The organism is Pseudomonas sp. 2957, assembly GCF_031456345.1.
In the GTDB taxonomy this organism is placed as follows: Bacteria; Pseudomonadota; Gammaproteobacteria; order Pseudomonadales; family Pseudomonadaceae; genus Aquipseudomonas; species Aquipseudomonas siliginis.
Genome location: NZ_JAVDUL010000001.1, coordinates 498,507 through 516,352 on the forward strand (window position 1 = coordinate 498,507; position 17,846 = coordinate 516,352).

At 59.6% G+C, this 17,846-nt stretch carries 19 protein-coding genes; 8 read left to right on the plus strand and 11 right to left on the minus strand.

The genetic code is table 11. The features are described 5' to 3' along the window. Nucleotides 1-45: 45 nt before the first annotated feature. Both J2Y39_RS02305 and J2Y39_RS02310 read left to right on the plus strand, forming a co-directional pair. Nucleotides 46-657 carry an RNA polymerase sigma factor gene (locus tag J2Y39_RS02305; RefSeq protein ID WP_041478829.1) on the plus strand — a complete coding sequence of 204 codons (612 nt, stop codon included), beginning with the start codon at nucleotides 46-48 and terminating at the stop codon, nucleotides 655-657. Next, nucleotides 651-890: an anti-sigma factor gene (locus J2Y39_RS02310; protein WP_056783624.1), complete on the plus strand. Its 240-nt coding sequence runs from the start codon at nucleotides 651-653 to the stop codon at nucleotides 888-890. Before J2Y39_RS02305 ends, J2Y39_RS02310 begins: the two co-directional genes overlap by 7 nt. A gap of 176 nt (nucleotides 891-1,066) precedes the next feature. Here the strand turns inward: J2Y39_RS02310 and J2Y39_RS02315 are convergent, their stop codons facing one another. Then, nucleotides 1,067-2,389, minus strand: coding sequence for a putative porin (locus tag J2Y39_RS02315; protein ID WP_041478827.1), 1,323 nt, complete (start codon nucleotides 2,387-2,389; stop codon nucleotides 1,067-1,069). 280 nt (nucleotides 2,390-2,669) lie between these two features. On the opposite strand from J2Y39_RS02315, the gene J2Y39_RS02320 reads away from it, so the two are divergent. Further along, nucleotides 2,670-3,794 (plus strand): GNAT family N-acetyltransferase, encoded by a 1,125-nt coding sequence (locus J2Y39_RS02320; protein ID WP_310214838.1) that lies wholly within the window; start codon nucleotides 2,670-2,672, stop codon nucleotides 3,792-3,794. Nucleotides 3,795-3,912: 118 nt separating this feature from the next. Here the strand turns inward: J2Y39_RS02320 and J2Y39_RS02325 are convergent, their stop codons facing one another. The 4 genes from J2Y39_RS02325 to J2Y39_RS02340 form a co-directional block, all read right to left on the minus strand. After that, the gene (locus J2Y39_RS02325) at nucleotides 3,913-5,745 is read right to left on the minus strand and encodes an ABC transporter ATP-binding protein (protein ID WP_056783633.1); all 1,833 of its coding nucleotides are present in this window, start codon (nucleotides 5,743-5,745) and stop codon (nucleotides 3,913-3,915) included. Nucleotides 5,746-5,833: 88 nt separating this feature from the next. Then, complete coding sequence (locus J2Y39_RS02330) at nucleotides 5,834-6,397, minus strand: peptidylprolyl isomerase (RefSeq protein ID WP_310214841.1); 564 nt, start codon at nucleotides 6,395-6,397, stop codon at nucleotides 5,834-5,836. Nucleotides 6,398-6,400: 3 nt separating this feature from the next. Next, nucleotides 6,401-7,204: an alpha/beta fold hydrolase gene (locus J2Y39_RS02335; protein WP_123442890.1), complete on the minus strand. Its 804-nt coding sequence runs from the start codon at nucleotides 7,202-7,204 to the stop codon at nucleotides 6,401-6,403. A gap of 14 nt (nucleotides 7,205-7,218) precedes the next feature. Further along, nucleotides 7,219-8,142 carry a LysR family transcriptional regulator gene (locus J2Y39_RS02340; RefSeq protein ID WP_016771199.1) on the minus strand — a complete coding sequence of 308 codons (924 nt, stop codon included), beginning with the start codon at nucleotides 8,140-8,142 and terminating at the stop codon, nucleotides 7,219-7,221. 49 nt (nucleotides 8,143-8,191) lie between these two features. On the opposite strand from J2Y39_RS02340, the gene J2Y39_RS02345 reads away from it, so the two are divergent. The 3 genes from J2Y39_RS02345 (at nucleotide 8,192) to J2Y39_RS02355 (ending at nucleotide 10,917) form a co-directional block, all read left to right on the plus strand. Further along, a complete protein-coding gene (locus tag J2Y39_RS02345; RefSeq protein WP_016771198.1) occupies nucleotides 8,192-8,506 on the plus strand; it encodes a hypothetical protein in 315 nt (104 codons plus the stop codon). A 232-nt stretch (nucleotides 8,507-8,738) separates the two neighbouring features. Then, a complete protein-coding gene (locus tag J2Y39_RS02350) occupies nucleotides 8,739-9,338 on the plus strand; it encodes an FMN-dependent NADH-azoreductase (RefSeq protein WP_041478822.1) in 600 nt (199 codons plus the stop codon). A gap of 712 nt (nucleotides 9,339-10,050) precedes the next feature. Further along, entirely contained in the window at nucleotides 10,051-10,917 is an 867-nt protein-coding gene (locus J2Y39_RS02355) for a carboxylate/amino acid/amine transporter (protein WP_310214847.1), read from the plus strand. A gap of 106 nt (nucleotides 10,918-11,023) precedes the next feature. Here the strand turns inward: J2Y39_RS02355 and J2Y39_RS02360 are convergent, their stop codons facing one another. Further along, nucleotides 11,024-12,322, minus strand: a complete 1,299-nt coding sequence (locus tag J2Y39_RS02360; protein ID WP_056783642.1) for a mechanosensitive ion channel family protein — start codon at nucleotides 12,320-12,322, stop codon at nucleotides 11,024-11,026. A 191-nt stretch (nucleotides 12,323-12,513) separates the two neighbouring features. On the opposite strand from J2Y39_RS02360, the gene J2Y39_RS02365 reads away from it, so the two are divergent. After that, nucleotides 12,514-13,854, plus strand: a complete 1,341-nt coding sequence (locus J2Y39_RS02365) for a DEAD/DEAH box helicase (RefSeq protein WP_024012040.1) — start codon at nucleotides 12,514-12,516, stop codon at nucleotides 13,852-13,854. Between the two features lie 52 nt (nucleotides 13,855-13,906). Here J2Y39_RS02365 and J2Y39_RS02370 read toward each other — a convergent pair whose 3' ends face one another. Both J2Y39_RS02370 and J2Y39_RS02375 read right to left on the minus strand, forming a co-directional pair. Next, complete coding sequence (locus J2Y39_RS02370) at nucleotides 13,907-14,182, minus strand: hypothetical protein (protein ID WP_041478956.1); 276 nt, start codon at nucleotides 14,180-14,182, stop codon at nucleotides 13,907-13,909. 89 nt (nucleotides 14,183-14,271) lie between these two features. Then, nucleotides 14,272-15,006, minus strand: coding sequence for a thioredoxin family protein (locus tag J2Y39_RS02375; protein ID WP_310214852.1), 735 nt, complete (start codon nucleotides 15,004-15,006; stop codon nucleotides 14,272-14,274). 174 nt (nucleotides 15,007-15,180) lie between these two features. On the opposite strand from J2Y39_RS02375, the gene J2Y39_RS02380 reads away from it, so the two are divergent. Beyond that, a complete protein-coding gene (locus tag J2Y39_RS02380) occupies nucleotides 15,181-15,573 on the plus strand; it encodes a transcriptional regulator (RefSeq protein ID WP_095180673.1) in 393 nt (130 codons plus the stop codon). A 120-nt stretch (nucleotides 15,574-15,693) separates the two neighbouring features. Here J2Y39_RS02380 and J2Y39_RS02385 read toward each other — a convergent pair whose 3' ends face one another. From J2Y39_RS02385 to J2Y39_RS02395, 3 genes are all read right to left on the minus strand, one after another. Then, nucleotides 15,694-16,563 carry a DUF6279 family lipoprotein gene (locus J2Y39_RS02385; RefSeq protein WP_252868975.1) on the minus strand — a complete coding sequence of 290 codons (870 nt, stop codon included), beginning with the start codon at nucleotides 16,561-16,563 and terminating at the stop codon, nucleotides 15,694-15,696. 77 nt (nucleotides 16,564-16,640) lie between these two features. After that, nucleotides 16,641-17,357, minus strand: a complete 717-nt coding sequence (locus J2Y39_RS02390) for a TorF family putative porin (RefSeq protein WP_310214855.1) — start codon at nucleotides 17,355-17,357, stop codon at nucleotides 16,641-16,643. Between the two features lie 203 nt (nucleotides 17,358-17,560). After that, nucleotides 17,561-17,749, minus strand: coding sequence for a hypothetical protein (locus tag J2Y39_RS02395; RefSeq protein ID WP_016985943.1), 189 nt, complete (start codon nucleotides 17,747-17,749; stop codon nucleotides 17,561-17,563). Between the last annotated feature and the right edge of the window lie 97 nt (nucleotides 17,750-17,846).

Here is a 17,846-nt window from a genome sequence, read left to right on the forward strand (position 1 = left end):
CACCTGCCGCGTTCATTTTCGAAGTCCGGACAAGGGGATTGATGGATGGCGGCTGACGACACCCAACTGCTCACGCGCCTGCTGGCGGGGGAGCAAAAGGCTTTCAAGGAACTGGTCACCACGTATCAGAGCGCCATGCGCGCTGTGGCTTACGCGATTGTCGGCCAGCGTCATGTCGAGGAAGTGGTGCAGGATGCCTGGCTGTCGGTGGTGCGCCATCTGGCCAGCTTCGAAGGCCGTTCCAGCCTCAAGACCTGGTTGCTGACCATCACCGCCAATTCGGCCAAGAGTCGCTACAAGCTCAATCGCCGGGAGGTCCTGCTCGACGACCTGCCATCGCCCCACGGCACCATCGGTGATGATCGATTTTCCTCGAGCGACGGTCATTGGCTGGTCGCGCCATTTGCCTGGCATCAGGACACCCCAGAGGCGCTACTCACGGAAAACGAACTGCGCGAATGCCTCGAACACACCTTGCTGAGTCTGTCCGAGTTGCAGAGCAGTGTCCTGCTGTTGCGCGAACGCCAGGGCCTGGAGCTGGAAGAAATCTGTAATCTTCTGGAGATTTCGCTCTCCAATGTCCGCGTGCTGCTGCATCGGGCACGTTTGAAGGTCTTTGCGACCGTGGAACATTTTGAGGAGACAGGAGAATGTTGACCTGCAAGGAGCAAGTGGCACGATCCAGCGATTATCTCGACGGCCAACTGAGCTTTCGCGAGACGCTGATGGTGCGTCATCACCTGTTGTTCTGCCCCAACTGCCGGCGATTCATGCGGCAGATGCGCGTGATGCAGGCAACCCTGAAGGCGCTGCCGGACAAACCGGACGAGAACGTCGATGCCTTGGCCGAACGCCTGGCCGAGCAACGACGAAAAGACAACCCCCTGTAGGAGCTGTCGAGTGAAACGAGGCTGCGATCTTTTGATCTTGTTTTCAGGATCAAGATCAAAAGATCGCAGCCTTCGGCAGCTCCTACAGGGGTTTTTGCATCCTGCAGAAATAACCCGGTGCGGGTGAAACGAACGGATGATGGGGATCGTCCCGCCCGCACCGGGCTATCACTTTTTTAGAACTTCGCTTCAGCATCCAGCTGCAGGGTGTTGGCGTCTGCGTCGCGCTGGCTGCGGCTGGCGAAGTCGGCCTTGGTCAGGAAGTACGTAGCGCCGACGGCGAAGTTCTTGTCGATGTCGTAACCGACCTTGAACTTGTGCCCGCGCGAACCGGTGGTGCCGTTGGCGAAGTCGGAGTCGGTGAAGGCGCCGACCACGGCATTGCGCTGCACGTCGCGATAGTTGTAGTCGAGGTTGAAGCCGAAGACTTTCGACTTGGCGCCGAGCAACCATGCGGTGTCCTGATCGGTCACGGCATCGTTGTTCTTCACGTACTGGCCGTAGAACGACAGTGGCATTGGCAGGCCGCCGATGTCGATCTGGCTGAACCCTTCATACAGACGGAATTCGTTGTTCGCCGAGTTGCCGTTGACTGCCAGGGCGCACGGCGTCGAGGTGCCGGTGCAGCGGCTGTCTTCGTCGTTCTGGTAGGCGTAGACGCTGCCGCCGACGGTCATTTTCAGGTTGTCGGTGATGTTGAAGCGGCTGCCCAACTGGCCAGCGGTCAGGCGCAGGTCGTGGCGGAATTGCACGCCGTCGCCGTCAACGTTGTCCTTGAGGTTGTAGTTACCCAGGCTGCCGAACAATTCGGCGCTGCCGCCCAATGGATACTTGTAGGTAACGGCCAGACCTTCCGGGTTGATATCGCTGTCCCAGATCACGTCGCCCATGCTCACCCACGGTTGCAGCATCTTGCCGCCGATCACGTGCAGGTTCTTGATCTGATCAGGGTGATAGTCGATGTAGCCGAGGTCGAGCCAGATCTGCTTCTTGTCGAAGTAGTTGTCCTGATCCTGGTTGGTCGAGCGCGCGTCGTCACCGCCGCCAGTGGCGATGCGGATACCGGTGTCGACTTGCGGGTTGATCTCGGTGTAGGCGCCCAGACGCGCACGGATGCGCTGGCGATCCTTGTCGCGGCCGCCGTTGTTCGGCTCGCCGTCGATCTTGATGGTTTCCTGACGAATACGTACGTCGCCCTTGAACTGGGTCTTCGCCGCCCAGGCCAGTTTCTGGTCGAACAGGCTCTGTTCGTTGGTCTTCTTCGCGACCGCCGCCACTTGTTCGTTGGTTTCCTGCTGCGCCTGTTGGGCGATTTGCTGAGCCTTCTGATCCTTGGCCAGTTCTGTTTGCAGCTCGATGTACTGCGCCTGGGAAATCGACCCGTTGGCCTTGAGCATGTCGAGCAGTTTGGCGTCGACTGCAGCACTGGCCGGAACGCTCATGGCCAGCAACAAGCCGCCGCACAGGGCCGCTGCAGTTTTCGTGGAAGCAAGACGCATAGCAATCTCCGAAGATGAAGGGGATGGCTGAACCATCCTGGGCACAACCGGCTGAAGGCCGGAAAACTGTGTCCGGGTTAGAACCCGGCGCTCTAAAAACAGGCGCCAGTATCGCGATGGTTTATGACAGAGCGGTGGCACAGTGATGGCAGGTTGATGACGATGCGTATCAGGCGTGAACTATCGAGTTAGAGCGCTGTCGGCCGATTGAGCGTGTGCAACGGGGTCGCGATCAGCGATACTCGCCGGGCTTTGTCGCCAAGCTGTGGAGTGCCAGTGAATGCCGTTGCAACGCCTGCAAGACCTGTCAGAAATCGCCCCGGCAAGCTGGGATGCGCTGGTGCCGGACAACCAGCCGTTCCTGCGTCACGCCTTCCTCAGCGCGCTGGAAGACAGCGGCAGTGTCGGCCCGCACTCCGGCTGGCAGCCCGAGCATTTGCTACACATCGAAGATGAGCGACTGATCGCCGCGCTGCCCAGTTATCGCAAGTGGCACTCCTACGGCGAGTACGTCTTCGATCACGGTTGGGCTGACGCCTGCGCGCGTGCCGGCATTGATTACTACCCCAAACTCCTGACTGCCGTGCCCTTCAGCCCGGTCAGCGGTCCGCGCTTGCTGGCGGCGAAGGTCGAGGACGGTTTCGAACTGCTGAAAAGCCTGCCGGGCTATTTGCAGATCGAAGAACTGTCCAGCGCGCACATCAATTTCACCGATCCGTTTACCGATGCTGCGATGGCCGAGCAACCGGGTTGGCTGCAGCGCATCGGCTGTCAATATCACTGGCAGAACCGTGGTTACCGCGACTTTAAGGACTTCCTCGACGCCCTCAGCTCACGCAAGCGCAAGCAGATGCGCAAGGAACGCGAGCAGGTGGCGGGGCAGGGCTTCGAGTTCGAGTGGCTGGAGGGGCGTGAGCTGGACGAGGCACAGTGGGATTTCGTGTACGCCTGCTATGCCAACACCTACGCGGTGCGGCGTCAGGCGCCGTACCTGACGCGGGAGTTCTTCAGCCTGCTGGCCGAACGTATGCCCGAAGCGATTCGCGTGGTCTTGGCCAAACAGGGCTCCCGGCCGGTGGCGATGGCGTTCAGTGTGGTCGGTGGCGACAGTTTCTACGGGCGTTATTGGGGCTGCCTGGCCGAGTTTGATCGGCTGCATTTCGAGACGTGTTTTTATCAGGGCATGGATTACGCGATTGCCCATGGCATCCAGCGTTTCGATGCCGGGGCGCAGGGCGAGCACAAGTTGATTCGCGGCTTCGAACCGGTGATCACCCATTCCTGGCATTACCTGCGCCATCCGGGGTTGAAGGCAGCGGTAAAAGATTTCCTGCAACAGGAACGCGCCGGCATCCTCGCCTATGCCGAAGAAGCGAAAACCGCCTTGCCCTATCGCCAAGCATAGATCCCTGTGGGAGCGAGCCTGCTCGCGAAAGCGTCGGGTCAGTTGACGAATTTGTCGCTGATCCACCGCATTCGCGAGCAGGCTCGCTCCCACAGTTTTTTCACCGCACCGCCAGGCATCAGTCGATGCCGACAAACCCGCCGGTCTGGTGCGCCCACAAGCGCGCATACAAGCCGCGATGGGCGAGCAGTTCGGCGTGGGTGCCGCTCTCGGCGATCTTGCCGTTTTCCAGCACCACGAGGCGATCCATGCGCGCGATGGTCGAGAGACGGTGGGCGATGGCGATCACGGTTTTGCCCTGCATCAAGGTCTCGAGGCTTTCCTGGATCGCCGCTTCGACTTCCGAATCCAGTGCAGAGGTGGCTTCGTCCATGATCAGGATCGGCGCGTCCTTGAGCAGCACCCGCGCGATCGCGATGCGCTGGCGCTGACCACCCGACAGTTTCACCCCGCGCTCACCGACATGCGCGTCGAAACCGGTGCGGCCTTCAGCGTCGGACAGCAGTGGAATGAACTCATCGGCGCGAGCCTTGTGCACCGCCTCCCACAGTTCAGCGTCGGTGGCGTCGGGTTTGCCGTAAAGCAAGTTGTCGCGGATCGAGCGGTGCAACAGCGAGGTGTCCTGAGTGATCATGCCGATCCGCGCACGCAGGCTTTCCTGGCCGACTTCGGCAATGTTCTGCCCATCGATCAGGATGCGCCCGCCCTCGACGTCGTACAGGCGCAGCAACAGGTTGACCAAGGTTGATTTGCCGGCGCCGGACGGGCCGATCAAGCCGATTTTCTCCCCCGGTTTTATCGTCAGATTGAGGTCGCCGATGATGCCTTTCTTCTTGCCGTAGTGAAAATCCACGTGCTCGAAACGCACTTCGCCCGAGGCCACGGCCAGCGGTTTGGCCTGCTCGCGGTCGGTGACGCTGACCGGTTGCGAAATGGTGCGCAGACCGTCCTGGACCATGCCGATGTTTTCGAAAATGCCGGTGACCACCCACATGATCCAGCCGGACATGTTGACGATGCGAATCACCAGGCCGGTGGCCAGGGCAATCGCGCCGACGGTGATCAGCGACTGCGTCCACAGCCACAATGCCAGCGCCGTGGTGCCGACGATCAGCAGGCCGTTCATGGTGGTAATCGCCACGTCCATGCTGGTCACCACGCGACCGGCCATCTGCGCTTTGACGGTCTGTTCCTCGATCGCTTCCTTGGCGTAGTGCTGTTCGAAGTTGGTGTGAGCGAACAGTTTCAGCGTGGCGATGTTGGTGTAGCCGTCGACGATACGGCCCATCAATTTCGAGCGCGCGTCAGAGGCTTCCACCGAACGCTCTTTCACGCGCGGCACGAAGTAATACAGCGCGCCGATGTAGGCGACGATCCAGGTCAGCAACGGGATCATCAGGCGCCAGTCGGCCTCGGCGAACAGCACCAGCGAGCTGATCGCATAGATCACCACGTGCCACAGCGCGTCCACCGCTTGCACGGCGGAATCGCGCAGCGAGTTGCCGGTCTGCATGATGCGCTGGGCTATGCGCCCGGCGAAGTCGTTCTGGAAGAAATTCAGGCTCTGCTTGAGCACGTAACTGTGGTTCTGCCAGCGGATCATGCTGGTCATGCCGGGGCTAAGGGTCTGATGCACCAGCAGGTCGTGCAGAGCAAAGAAGATCGGTCGCAGCACCAGAGCGACCACCAGCATCCAGGTCAATTCGAGGGCGTGGTCGCTGAAGAAATTCGGGTTGGGCGTGCCTTGCGCCAGATCGATGATGCGGCTCAGGTAACTGAACAGCGCAACCTCAATCAATGAGGCAAACAGGCCGATAACAAGCAGGGCAGCGAAACTCGGCCAGACCTGCTTCAGGTAATAGACGTAGAAGGGCCAGACGCGGTCCGGCGGGGACGCCGTCGGGGCGTCGCGGAAGATATCGATAAGTTGTTCGAAACGGCGATAGAGCATCAGATAACCGCCCGGAATCCGGGCTCTCCTTTTATCAGTGCGAGCGGCGCAGGCTCAGCCCGGCGCCGCTCGATATGCCCGGCGAAACTCAGTCGATGCGCTTGGCCGACTTGATGATCACAGGGTCGACAGGCACGTTCTGCATGCCTTGTTTGGTGGTGGTCTGCGAGTTGACGATGACGTCTACGACATCCATGCCCTTGACCACTTTGGCGAACACGGCGTAACCGGCGTCACGGCCCGGATCGAGGAATGCATTGTCGGCAACGTTGATAAAGAACTGGCTGGTCGCCGAGTCAGGAATGGAAGTACGCGCCATCGACAGGGTGCCACGAACGTTGTGCAGGCCATTGCTGGCTTCGTTCTTGATCGGCGCCTTGGTGTCTTTCTGTTGCATCTGCTGGGTGAAGCCGCCGCCCTGAGCCATGAAGCCCGGGATCACGCGGTGGAAAATGGTGTTGTTGTAGAAACCGCTGTCGACGTATTCAAGGAAGTTCTTCGTGCTGATCGGTGCCTTGACCGGGTCCAGTTCGATTTCGATCTGGCCGTTGGTGGTGTCCAGCAGCACGTGGGGCGCCTTGGCCGGGGTAGCAGCCATCAGGTTGGCGGCAAACAGTACGGAGCCGGCGGCGAGGGCGAGTTTTTTCAGCATGGGTCAGTGATCCTGAGAGTGAAGGTCGGCTGTGGCGAGAAAATCCAGCAGCGTGTGATTGAAGCGTTCGGGTTGATCGAGCGGGGTGGCATGGCGCGAGTCGTCAATGACCACCAGCCGCGCATCCGGCAGCAGTTTTACATAGGTTTCTTTTAACGCCACCGGTGTGTAATCACGGTCGGCGCTGATGACGAGCGTTGGACAGGACACCCGGGAAAGTCGTTCCTGAACGCCCCAGCCCACGATCGCATCGAAGCTGGCGAGATAAGCACGTTTGTCGTTTTTTGCCCAGCGTTCGGCCATTTTCCGTCGCAGATCGGCCTGTTCCGGCTTGGGGAAAAGTTTGCTGCCGAGGGCTTTGCCGATGGTTTCCAGGCTGAGCAGGCGCATCAGGCTCCAGCGTTTGAACCACTGCCAGTAGTCGTCGCGGCTGCGCAATTTGACTTGTGGCGCGCTGTTGACGATGGTCAGGCTCTTGAGCACCTGCGGCTGATCGACGGCCAGCTGAAAACCGATCATCCCGCCCATCGACAGCCCGACGTAGTGCACCGGGCCGAGGCGCAGGTGCTCGATCAAGGCCAGCAGGTCGGCGCTGAACCCGGCAATGCTGTAGCGCTCGCGGGGTTTGTCCGAGCGCCCGTGGCCGCGAATGTCCGGGACGATCACCCGGTAGTGCGCGGCCAGCGCCGGGATCTGCATTTCCCAGTCCAGTGTGCTCGAGCCGAGCCCGTGGACCAGCAGCAGCGGCGCACCGTGGCCATATTCCTCGTAGTGCAGGTTGCAACCTTCGTGCTCGAAATACGCCATCGGTGAACTCCGTGTCAGGCTTGTTCAGGTGCGGCGAACGGTGCGTCCAGCGGCAAGGTGTCGAAGGTGCGCAGCAGTTCGATGAGGATCTGCGTGGCCGGGCCCAGGGGTTTGTCCTTGTTCGAATACAGATAGAAGCTCGAATTGCGGCTGCCGCCTCGGTCCAACGGTAGCAGCTTGAGCGAACCATCCTTCAATTCGCGGTCGATCATGTGCCGCGGTAGCCAGGCAAAACCCAGGCCGCTGCTGACAAAGGTCGCGGCGGTGGCGAGGCTGCCGACGGTCCAGCGCTGCTCGGCGCCGAGCCAGCCGACATCGCGCGGCTGCTGGCGGCCGGAGTCGCGGATCACCACTTGCATCTGGGTTTCCAGATCCTGAAAGCTCAGCTCGCGGTTGAGCCGATGCAGCGGGTGATCAGGGTGGGCAACGGCGACGAACTCGACATCGCTCAACTCCGCACCCAGGTAGCCCGGAATGCTCAGGCCGGTGATCGCCAGGTCCGCCACGCCTTCGAGCAGCACTTCCTCGACCCCCGACAACACTTCCTCGCGCAAACGCACGCGGCAGCCGCGACTCTGCGGCATGAACGCGGTCAGCGCGCGGACGATCCGCGCGCTCGGGTAGGCCGCATCCACCACCAGCCGCACTTCCGCTTCCCAGCCTTGCTCCATGTGATGGGCGAGGTCTTCGAGTTGGCTGGCCTGTTTGACCAATTGCCGCGAACGGCGCAACAACACGCCGCCGGCCTCGGTGAGCACAGCTTTGCGCCCGTCGATGCGCAGCAACGGCACGCCGAGCTGATCCTGCATGCGGGCGACGGTGTAGCTCACCGACGATTGCGAACGGTGCAGGGCCTCGGCGGCCTGGGCGAATCCGCCGTGGTCGACCACGGCCTGCAACGTTCGCCATTGATCAAGGGTCACGCGGGGCGCTTTCATCAATAGCTCCTCTTGTCCTAAGCTGGCCGTCCCTCATGGAGACTGCCGAATGAAAAAATTCTGTTGTGTGGTGCTGGCGCTGCTGCCGTTGACCGCGTTTGCCTATCCGATCGATGTGCAAAAGGATCTCAACGGCATGAAGATCGACTACGAGACTTACGACACGGACAACGACATCGGCTCGATCCGCGTGGCCAACTACGGTGATGTCGACGCGACCTGCCGTGCGGTGTTCAGCAACGGCCCGGAAGCACCGCGCACGCGCAGCATCGATGTCCCGGCGGGCAAGCATAAAAACGCCACGGCCAAGTTCACCCGCGAGATCATCAAGCTGCGCATCAAACTGACCTGCACCCCGAAATAACGCTATTTCCCTGTGGGAGCGAGCCTGCTCGCGAAGACGGAGTGTCATCCAGAGATGATGTGACTGACATTCCGCTTTCGCGAGCAGGCTCGCTCCCACAGGGGATATGGGTCTAGCTTATAAACGAATTTATCGATGGATTACAGCGGATATTTGCGCTTTTTCATCGATTCGACTCTGTTTAACCTTCACTCCATCGACTTACAACATTCTCGGATGGAGGCTACACACCATGTCCCGCGTTCTGATCATCGAAAGCAGTGCCCGCCAGCAAGACTCGGTTTCCCGTCAACTGACCCAGACCTTCATCGCTCAGTGGAAAGCCGCGCACCCTGCCGATCAGATCACCGTGCGTGACCTCGCCGCCAACCCGGTGCCGCATCTGGACGCCAACTTGCTGGGCGGCTGGATGAAGCCCGCCGAACAGCGCAACGACAGCGAACAGGCATCGCTGGACCGCTCCAACCAATTGACTGATGAGCTGCTCGCCGCCGACGTGCTGGTGATGGCTGCACCGATGTACAACTTTGCGATCCCGAGCACGCTCAAGGCCTGGCTTGACCATGTGCTGCGTGCCGGGGTGACCTTCAAGTACACCGAAACCGGCCCGCAAGGTCTGCTCAGCGGCAAGCGCGCCTTTGTCCTGACCGCTCGCGGTGGCGTGTATGCCGGTGGTCCTGCGGATCATCAGGAACCGTACCTGCGTCAGGTGATGGGTTTCATCGGGATCAACGACGTGACCTTTATCCATGCTGAGGGCATGAACCTGGGCGGTGACTTCCAGGAGAAGGGCCTGAATCAGGCCAACGCCAAATTGTCTCAGGTCGCTTGATCGGTTAATCGCCAGATAATCGCCGATTGTTTAAGTGACCTGGCGCAACCCCTTCAAGGTTCCACGCGCATCGAACCTCCCTTTGCACTTTTGCTCCTGAGTGCTGTAGCCCGATTGAACGCTTTAGCGAGATCGGGCTTTTTTTTGTCTGGGTTTTCTTGGCGGCCTTTGGGCCGACCAGGCTCTTGGGGTTTTGGGTGAATATCCGTTACTGCGGTGTTGCGGCTGGCGGTTCCGCTCTTACAGCGGGTCACTTTGGCAAACGCCCCAAAGTAACCAAAGGTCTGTGCCCCAACGTTCGGCCCGCTCGCTGGGGCTCGGGGTTCCTTCGCTGCGGGATCGATCCGGGCGCAGCGGCTCCGGTTTGCTTCGCTGCACCTCCTTCCGCTGTGTCTGGCTGCGCCAGACGGTCGCTGCGCTCCCACGCCCGGATCAATCCCTCCGCTCAGCCTGCCGACGGGGCGGGTGGATCAAGATCAAGAGCGGTACTCGAGCTTGCGCTCATTGTGTTGAGTGGTGGAGGGCCGGTTTTTGGCTTCTTTGGATTCGATGCGGTATTTCATGTCGGCGTAGCTTGCCCAACCACCTCGGTCAGTCCCCTCTCCCTCCGGGAGAGGGCTAGGGTGAGGGGCTTTTGATTCCGGCGCCGTTTGCTGTTGGAGCCCATCCGAAAAACCGCTATCGTCGCCGCCATTCGATTTTCGAGGCGAGCATGGGCTATCTACTTTTTGTCACGCTGATCCAGGCGTTTTCCTTCAGTCTGATCGGCGAATACCTGGCTGGGCATGTCGACAGTTACTTTGCGGTGCTGGTCCGTGTGGTGTTGGCCGGGCTGGTGTTTATTCCGTTGACGCGCTGGCGTTCGGTGGAGCCGGCGTTCATGCGTGGCATGTTGCTCATCGGCGCGTTGCAGTTCGGGGTGACTTACGTCTGCCTGTACCTGAGCTTCCGCGTGCTGACGGTGCCGGAGGTGTTGCTGTTCACCATTCTCACGCCGCTGCACGTGACGTTGATCGAAGACGCGCTGAACCGCCGCTTCAACCCGTGGGCGTTGATAGCTGCGCTGGTAGCAGTCGGGGGTGCGGCGGTGATTCGCTTCGACAGCATCAGTCCCGACTTCTTCATGGGCTTCCTGCTGCTGCAACTGGCCAACTTCACTTATGCCGCCGGGCAGGTCCTGTACAAGCATCTGGTGGCGAAGCATCCGAGTGACCTGCCGCATTACCGCCGTTTCGGTTATTTCTACCTCGGTGCATTGGCGGTTGTGCTGCCAGCGTTCCTGTTGTTCGGCAAGTCGAACTTTCTGCCGGAAGCGCCGTTGCAATGGGGCGTGTTGCTGTTTCTCGGTCTGGTCTCGACTGCATTGGGTCTGTACTGGTGGAACAAGGGCGCGTGCACGGTCAACGGCGGAACACTGGCGGTGATGAACAACCTGCACGTGCCGGTGGGGTTGCTGTTGAATCTGCTGATTTGGAATCAGCATGAGGAACTGGGGCGGTTGTTCCTTGGCGGGGGTGTGATTCTGGCAGCGGTGTGGATCAGTCGGTTGGGCATCCGCAAATCCCCGGCCGCCGCATAACCCCTGTGGGAGCGAGCCTGCTCGCGAAGGCGTTGGGTCAGATAAGTATGGGTCGACTGACACATTGCATTCGCGAGCAGGCTCGCTCCTACATTTGATCTTTGGGTTACATCAGGTGTTTTTCCGGCTCGGGAATACTCGCCGAGCCCAAGACCGCCGGCAGCAACCCGGCGCGCAAATCCCCACCACTCGGCTGCTGATACAAACTCAGCCCGAACTCCGGCAACACCGCCAGCAGGTAATCGAAAATATCCCCCTGAATCCGCTCGTAATCGGCCCACACCGTGGTGCGGGTGAAGCAGTAGATTTCCAGCGGAATGCCCTGCGCGGTGGTTTGCATCTGCCGGACCATGCAGGTCATGTTCGGCTGAATTTCCGGATGACTCTTCAGATACGCCAGCGCATAGGCGCGGAAGGTGCCGATATTGGTCATGCGGCGGCGGTTGGCCGACATCGCCGCGACATTGCCCTGGGCCTCATTCCAGGCCTTGAGCTCGGCTTTCTTGCGGCCCATGTAGTCGGTCAGCAGGTGCACCTGCGAAAGCTTTTCTTCCTCGTCGTCGCGGATGAAGCGCACGCCGCTGGCATCGATGAACAGGCTGCGTTTGATCCGCCGACCGCCGGACTGCTGCATGCCGCGCCAGTTCTTGAATGACTCGGACATCAGCCGCCAGGTCGGGATCGAGACGATCGTCTTGTCGAAGTTCTGCACCTTGACCGTGTGCAGGGTGATGTCGACCACGTCGCCATCGGCGCCGACTTGCGGCATCTCGATCCAGTCGCCGACCCGCAGCATGTCGTTGCTGGTCAGTTGCACGCTGGCAACGAACGACAGCAGCGTGTCCTTGTAGACCAACAGAATCACCGCCGACATCGCACCCAGACCCGACAGCAGCAACAGCGGTGAACGGTCGATCAGGGTGGCGACGATGATGATCGCGCCGAACACGTACAAAACCATTTTCGCCAGTTGCACGTAGCCTTTGATCGAGCGTGTACGCGCATGCTCGGTGCGCGCGTAGATGTCGAGCAGGGCGTTGAGCAGGGCGCTGACCGCCAGCAGCAGGAACAAAATGGTGAAGGCCAGCGCGACGTTGCCGAGGAAATTCATCGCGGTTTTGCTCAGCTCCGGCACCAGATGCAGGCCGAACTGGATCACCAGCGACGGCGTCATCTGCGCCAGTCGTTGAAACACCTTGTTGTGGCGAAAGTCGTTGATCCAGTGCAGCGCCGGTTGGCGGCCGAGCATGCGGCTGGCGTGCAGGATCAGGTAACGCGCCACCCGTCCGAGCACCAGCGCAATGACCAGCAACACCAGCAGCGCCAGTCCCGATTGCAGAAGTGGGTGCTCTTCGAGCGTGCCCCAGAGGCCTTGGGCTTTGAGCCAGAGCTGTTTGATATCCATAAGCAAAACATTTCTTCTGTAAGACGCGAGGGCCGATTAGAGCATTTAAGACGCTGTGTATTGCAGCGAGTGACAAATCGGGCAACAAAAAAACCACTGATTGTCGGCGTTTGCACAAAGAAACTCGGCCTGAGCGCTCGAAACCGGTAACCTATGCAGCTGTTTTTTTGCATATCTTCGAGGTAGCACCCGTGTTTTCCCAATTCGCCCTGCACGAACGCCTGCTCAAAGCCGTGGCCGAGCTGAAATTTGTCGAGCCAACGCCAGTGCAAGCCGCGGCCATCCCGCTGGCGCTCCAGGGGCGTGATCTGCGGGTGACGGCGCAAACCGGTAGCGGCAAAACCGCCGCTTTCGTCCTGCCGATCCTCAATCGCCTGATCGGCCCGGCGAAGATCCGCGTCAGCATCAAGACGCTGATCCTGCTGCCAACCCGTGAGCTGGCCCAGCAGACTTTGAAGGAAGTCGAACGCTTCTCGCAGTTCACCTTCATCAAGTCCGGCCTGATCACTGGCGGCGAAGACTTCAAAGTCCAGGCCGCCATGCTGCGCAAAGTGCCAGACATCCTCATCGGCACCCCGGGGCGGATGATCGAGCAGCTCAACGCCGGCAACCTCGACCTGAAAGAAGTCGAAGTGCTGGTGCTCGACGAAGCCGACCGCATGCTCGACATGGGTTTCGCCGAAGACGTGCAGCGTCTGGTCGATGAGTGCCCGAACCGTCAGCAGACCATGCTGTTCTCCGCGACCACCGGCGGTTCCGGTCTGCGCGAAATGATCGCCAAGGTCCTGAACAACCCGGAGCACCTGCAGCTCAACGCGGTCAGCCAGCTCAACTCGACGACTCGTCAGCAAATCATCACCGCCGACCACAATCAGCACAAAGAGCAGATTGTGAACTGGCTGCTGGCCAACGAGACCTACCAGAAGGCCATCGTCTTCACCAACACTCGCGCCATGGCCGACCGCATCTACGGCCGCCTCGTGGCCCAGGAATACAAGGCGTTCGTGCTGCACGGCGAGAAAGACCAGAAGGATCGCAAACTGGCGATCGATCGACTGAAACAGGGCGGCGTAAAGATCCTCGTCGCGACTGACGTTGCGGCCCGCGGTCTGGACGTCGACGGTCTGGACCTGGTGATCAACTTCGACATGCCACGCAGCGGCGACGAGTACGTGCACCGCATCGGTCGTACCGGCCGCGCCGGCAACGATGGTCTGGCGATCTCGCTGATCTGCCACGGCGACTGGAACCTGATGTCGAGCATCGAGCGCTACCTGAAGCAAAGCTTCGAGCGCCGCACCATCAAGGAAGTCAAAGGCACCTACGGCGGGCCGAAAAAGGTCAAGGCCTCAGGCAAAGCCGTCGGCGTGAAAAAGAAAAAGACCGACGCCAAGGGCGACAAGAAGAAAACCGCCGCCAAGACGCCGACCAAGCGCAAGAGCGTCAACCGTCCAAAGCCGGATTCTCTGGTGAGCAGCGACGGCATGGCCCCGCTCAAGCGTCGCAAGCCAGCAGAACCTGCGGCTGAGTAAGCTTTAGAACGCGCATAAAAAAACCGGACAATGTCCGGTTTTTTTTTCGTCCTCAACTGTCGGCTTTTTTCTCCGCCGATCCCAGTTCCTTCAAACGCTGATCGATCAACTGGCACTTGTCCGGCAGATCGGCGCTGGCCGTGCCCAGATCCATTTTTTGCAGCTCGGCGTTAATCTCCTTGGCTTTTTCCGGATTCTGCTCGGTGAGCTTTGAGACTTCCTTGGCCAGTTGTTCGCGTTTGATCGTCGCCTCTTCCGGCGTGCAAGCCCAGACGGGCAGGGCGCAGGCGAGAGTGGCGGCGAGGGAGAGCTTGATCAGGATTTTCATGGGCAGGCCTCAGTTCCGGTTAAGGCGGGTTAACCGGTTGAGGGCTGAAGCGTGGCAAAAGTTCAGAAACTGTGGAGACACGGTTGCGCTCAATCGGCATGGCAGCAGCCTGACATCGTCGCACCGTCATACCGATCATGATGTCGCACCCATTCCATGATCTCGTCTTCATTCCTGCCCTTGGGCGTCAGATCAAGGTAGTGGTAAGCGCCGACCAGCATGTCCAGACCGCGTGCGTACGTTGAATAGGTGTGAAAAATCTCGCCTTCGTCATTGCGATAAAACACGCTCAGCCCCGGCATTTCTTCCTCGGCGCTGTCGGTTTTTTCGTAATTGTAGGTAGCCTTGCCCCCGGCGACGTCTTCAGCCCGGGCGCAGACGCCGAAGTCGTAATTGAAATCGCAACCTTCTGACGAAACCCAGTCGAACTTCCAGCCCATCCGCTTTTTGAAATCCTGAAACTCGTTGAACGGCGCATGGGAAACTGCAACCACCGCGACGTCGTGATGGGCCAGGTGCTGGTTGGCGCCATCAATGTGGTCACTGAGGAACGAGCAGCCCTGGCAGCCCTGCTCCCAGCCTTTGGCAAACATGAAATGGTAGATGATCAACTGGCTGTTGTTGCCAAACAGGTCGTTGAGCTTGAGCTCGCCGTTCGGCCCTTGAAAATGATAGTCCTTGTCGACTTTCACCCACGGCAGGGCGCGGCGCTCGGCGCTGAGGCGATCGCGTTCCCGGGTGAAGGCTTTTTCGTGGGCCAGATGCTGCTGGCGGGCAGCGAGCCATTCTTCGCGTGATACCACCGGATGGTTTGCAACGTTCATGACCATGTCTCCTGCGGGTTGAACCGGCTGTTTCAGACTAGTCGTTTAACCAGCGAGAGAATCGACAGACCGCCGGTCGGTCGCCGCGAAGATATGCGGCTGAACGGCTGCGCAGCGCTTGGGTCACAACCTTTGAAAGCGGCACAAATCACCCGCACCGGAGGTTGAACCAGGATGACAACTTATAACTGGGATTTGATTGAACGTTTGCTGCATGAAGTGCAGAACAGCGCTGGACAGAGCTTCGCTCCCCGCGCTTATGCCGAAGCCTACGCGGCCGAGAAAGCCAGCGCCGGCGAGCCGATCGAGAATCTCGACCATTTGAAAACGCTGGCCTGTGAGTATGAAAGTCTGCTGCTTGACCGTGGTTATATCGAGCCGCGTCCGGATCATGAAGGCAGTACCGGCAACAATTTCATTCTGACGCAGCGCGGCTCCAGCCTGCTGAGCCTGATCGACAGCAGCATCCCCGGCAACGACCACCCGCGTCAGGTGCTGGATGAGCAGGAGGATGCGCTGGATGAGGTGACATTTGATGAAGTCGCTTCAAAGGCTCAAATCGCCTGAGCCAGCGAAATCTCCCTGTGGGAGCGAGCCTGCTCGCGAATACGGTTTGTCAGTGACATTGAACTGTCTGATACACCGCTTTCGCGAGCAGGCTCGCTCCCACATTGGATTTCAGTAATCTCAAGGTTTCTGAGCGGCCTTCAGGCATTTCAGGTCATTGAAGTCCTTGCGCACTCTCTCGATTTTCTTCAACAAGCGCTCACGCTGTTGCGGTGTGCTCTGCGCCATCAGATCGACAAACAGCGAGCGTGCCTGGGCTTCAGTGTTGGCGTAGGCCTTGCGGTAATCTGCTGTCCATAAGCGCTCGCGGTTGACCAGAAGCGTCTCGATGCGTTGTGGGAATTCGGGGCTTTGGCGTTGCGCAACGGCGGCACTGAACTGTTGCTGCCAGTGCGCGCGGTTGGCGATCCATTGGGTGTTCTGGTCGCCCAAGGCATTGGTCCAGGCCACGACGCGTTGTTTCTGTGAATCACTGAGCGGTCCTAGCCAATCGTTCAGGCGTTTTTCCATGCGCTCGCCGCGTTCCTTGATCTGTTGGGCCAACGGCGGTTTCACGTATTCCTGCTGACGTTTGCGCAAATCCTTGGCAAACGCGTCGTTCATTTCTGCCACCTGTCTATCGTCCAGACCTTGTAGCAACTCGATGGCCGAAGGGGTGATTTCCCGGGCGGTTTCGGCAATGGCCTGCTTGGCTTCGGCGGTGCGCTCCTGCAGGGCGGCGTCGCTGACCTGATTGCTCTCGACCATGGCCTGCAATCGGTCCAGCCAGTCGAGGTAACCCGGTAACTGCGTGGTGCAGTGCCAGCTCAGGTGTTCTTTGAGCCGGTCGTTGAACCAGTCTTTCTGCTCGCCGTTCATGTCCACGTAGTCACTTAGCGACCATGGAATAATCACGTCGAGGTTGCGGTAGGCAAGGCCCACGCGGCTGCAAGCGCCGAGGGCGAGAGTGAAGATGAGCAGGGCGGCAATCTGTTTGAACCAGCGAGACATGGGCAAATCCTTGCGAGAGCCTGGCGTCGGAAATCTGATTCTTATGTGATGCAGGATGCGCGCGGCAGTTCAGCCGATCAATAGAACGTGCGTACAGCCTTGAGGGTGACGAGGCCGTCGCACTCGCTGTTGTGCCCGGAATAGGCCGAGCAATCGCTGCCGCTGAGGCTGGAATTGCTGTAGATCAGATCGAGATCGACACCCATGAATGGTCGCGACAGCTTCACCGACCAATCGCTGAAACTGCTGATGTAACCGCCGTCCACCGCCACCGGTGTGTTCAATTGGTGCATGGTGTATTTCATGCTCACGCCGATGCCGAACGGCTGATTGCCAGTGAGGTCGGCAAACAAGGTGTTGTTCTGTTTATCCGGGTCGTTGCTCAGGGCAATGCCGAAGCGACTGCCGAGCAGAGTCAGGCCACCAAACAGCTCCTGGCTGTCGAGGGTGTCCACGCGGGGATAGCTGTAATGGATCATCCCGACTTCATAGCCGAGCACCTGATCGAACGGCTGCTTGAAGCCGACGTAGGAATCGATCTCGAGGTTCTTGCCCGGGCTGATGCCCATGCTCGGCGCGTACTGACCGACATACACGCCGCTGTCGTGGCTCAGATCAAGGCCACCGTGGAACGAGCCGACCGCCGCCGGCTTGACCAGGCCCTGGGCCATGCTGCGGCTGGGCGTGGTGCCGAGCTTGAGATCGAAGTCGCCCAGTTCACCCTGAAAAACCTGCGCGTGCGCGGTCGCGCCGGACAGCAGGCTGACGAACAATAAACAGGAAAATGGGCGCATGCGTCACTCCATGAACCGCGAGCGCAGGGCGAAGGCCTGCTGAAACGCTTGATCTAGACGCGTGCAAGGATACCGGCGAATAACCGGCATTGATGGCCGTTCGTCGATTTTTGAGGATTATTGTTTAAAGCGAAGGGGTATTGCGCGGTGCCAGTCCAGGCGCTTCGAAGCTCAAAGCGCCTCTGGACGGGGTAAAACCGGTGTTACTTCTTGCCCAGGCTGATCTGCTTGGACGGGCCGAATGTCTGGCCACTGACGCCTTTGGCAATTTGCTGGATCTCGCCGCCGGACTTGAGGAATGCTGCGATCTGATCGTTGATCGATTCGCTGGTTTCAACGGCTGGAGCTGGCTTTGCTTTGCTGGTGGATGCTTTTACACGCATGGCGGCCATTAACCTTTAGAAAAGTAACTCGGCCAGGCATCGTACAGGAATAACTTGACAATAGCTTGGTAAATATCCCCCGGAATAACCAAGCCCAGCGCTGCAT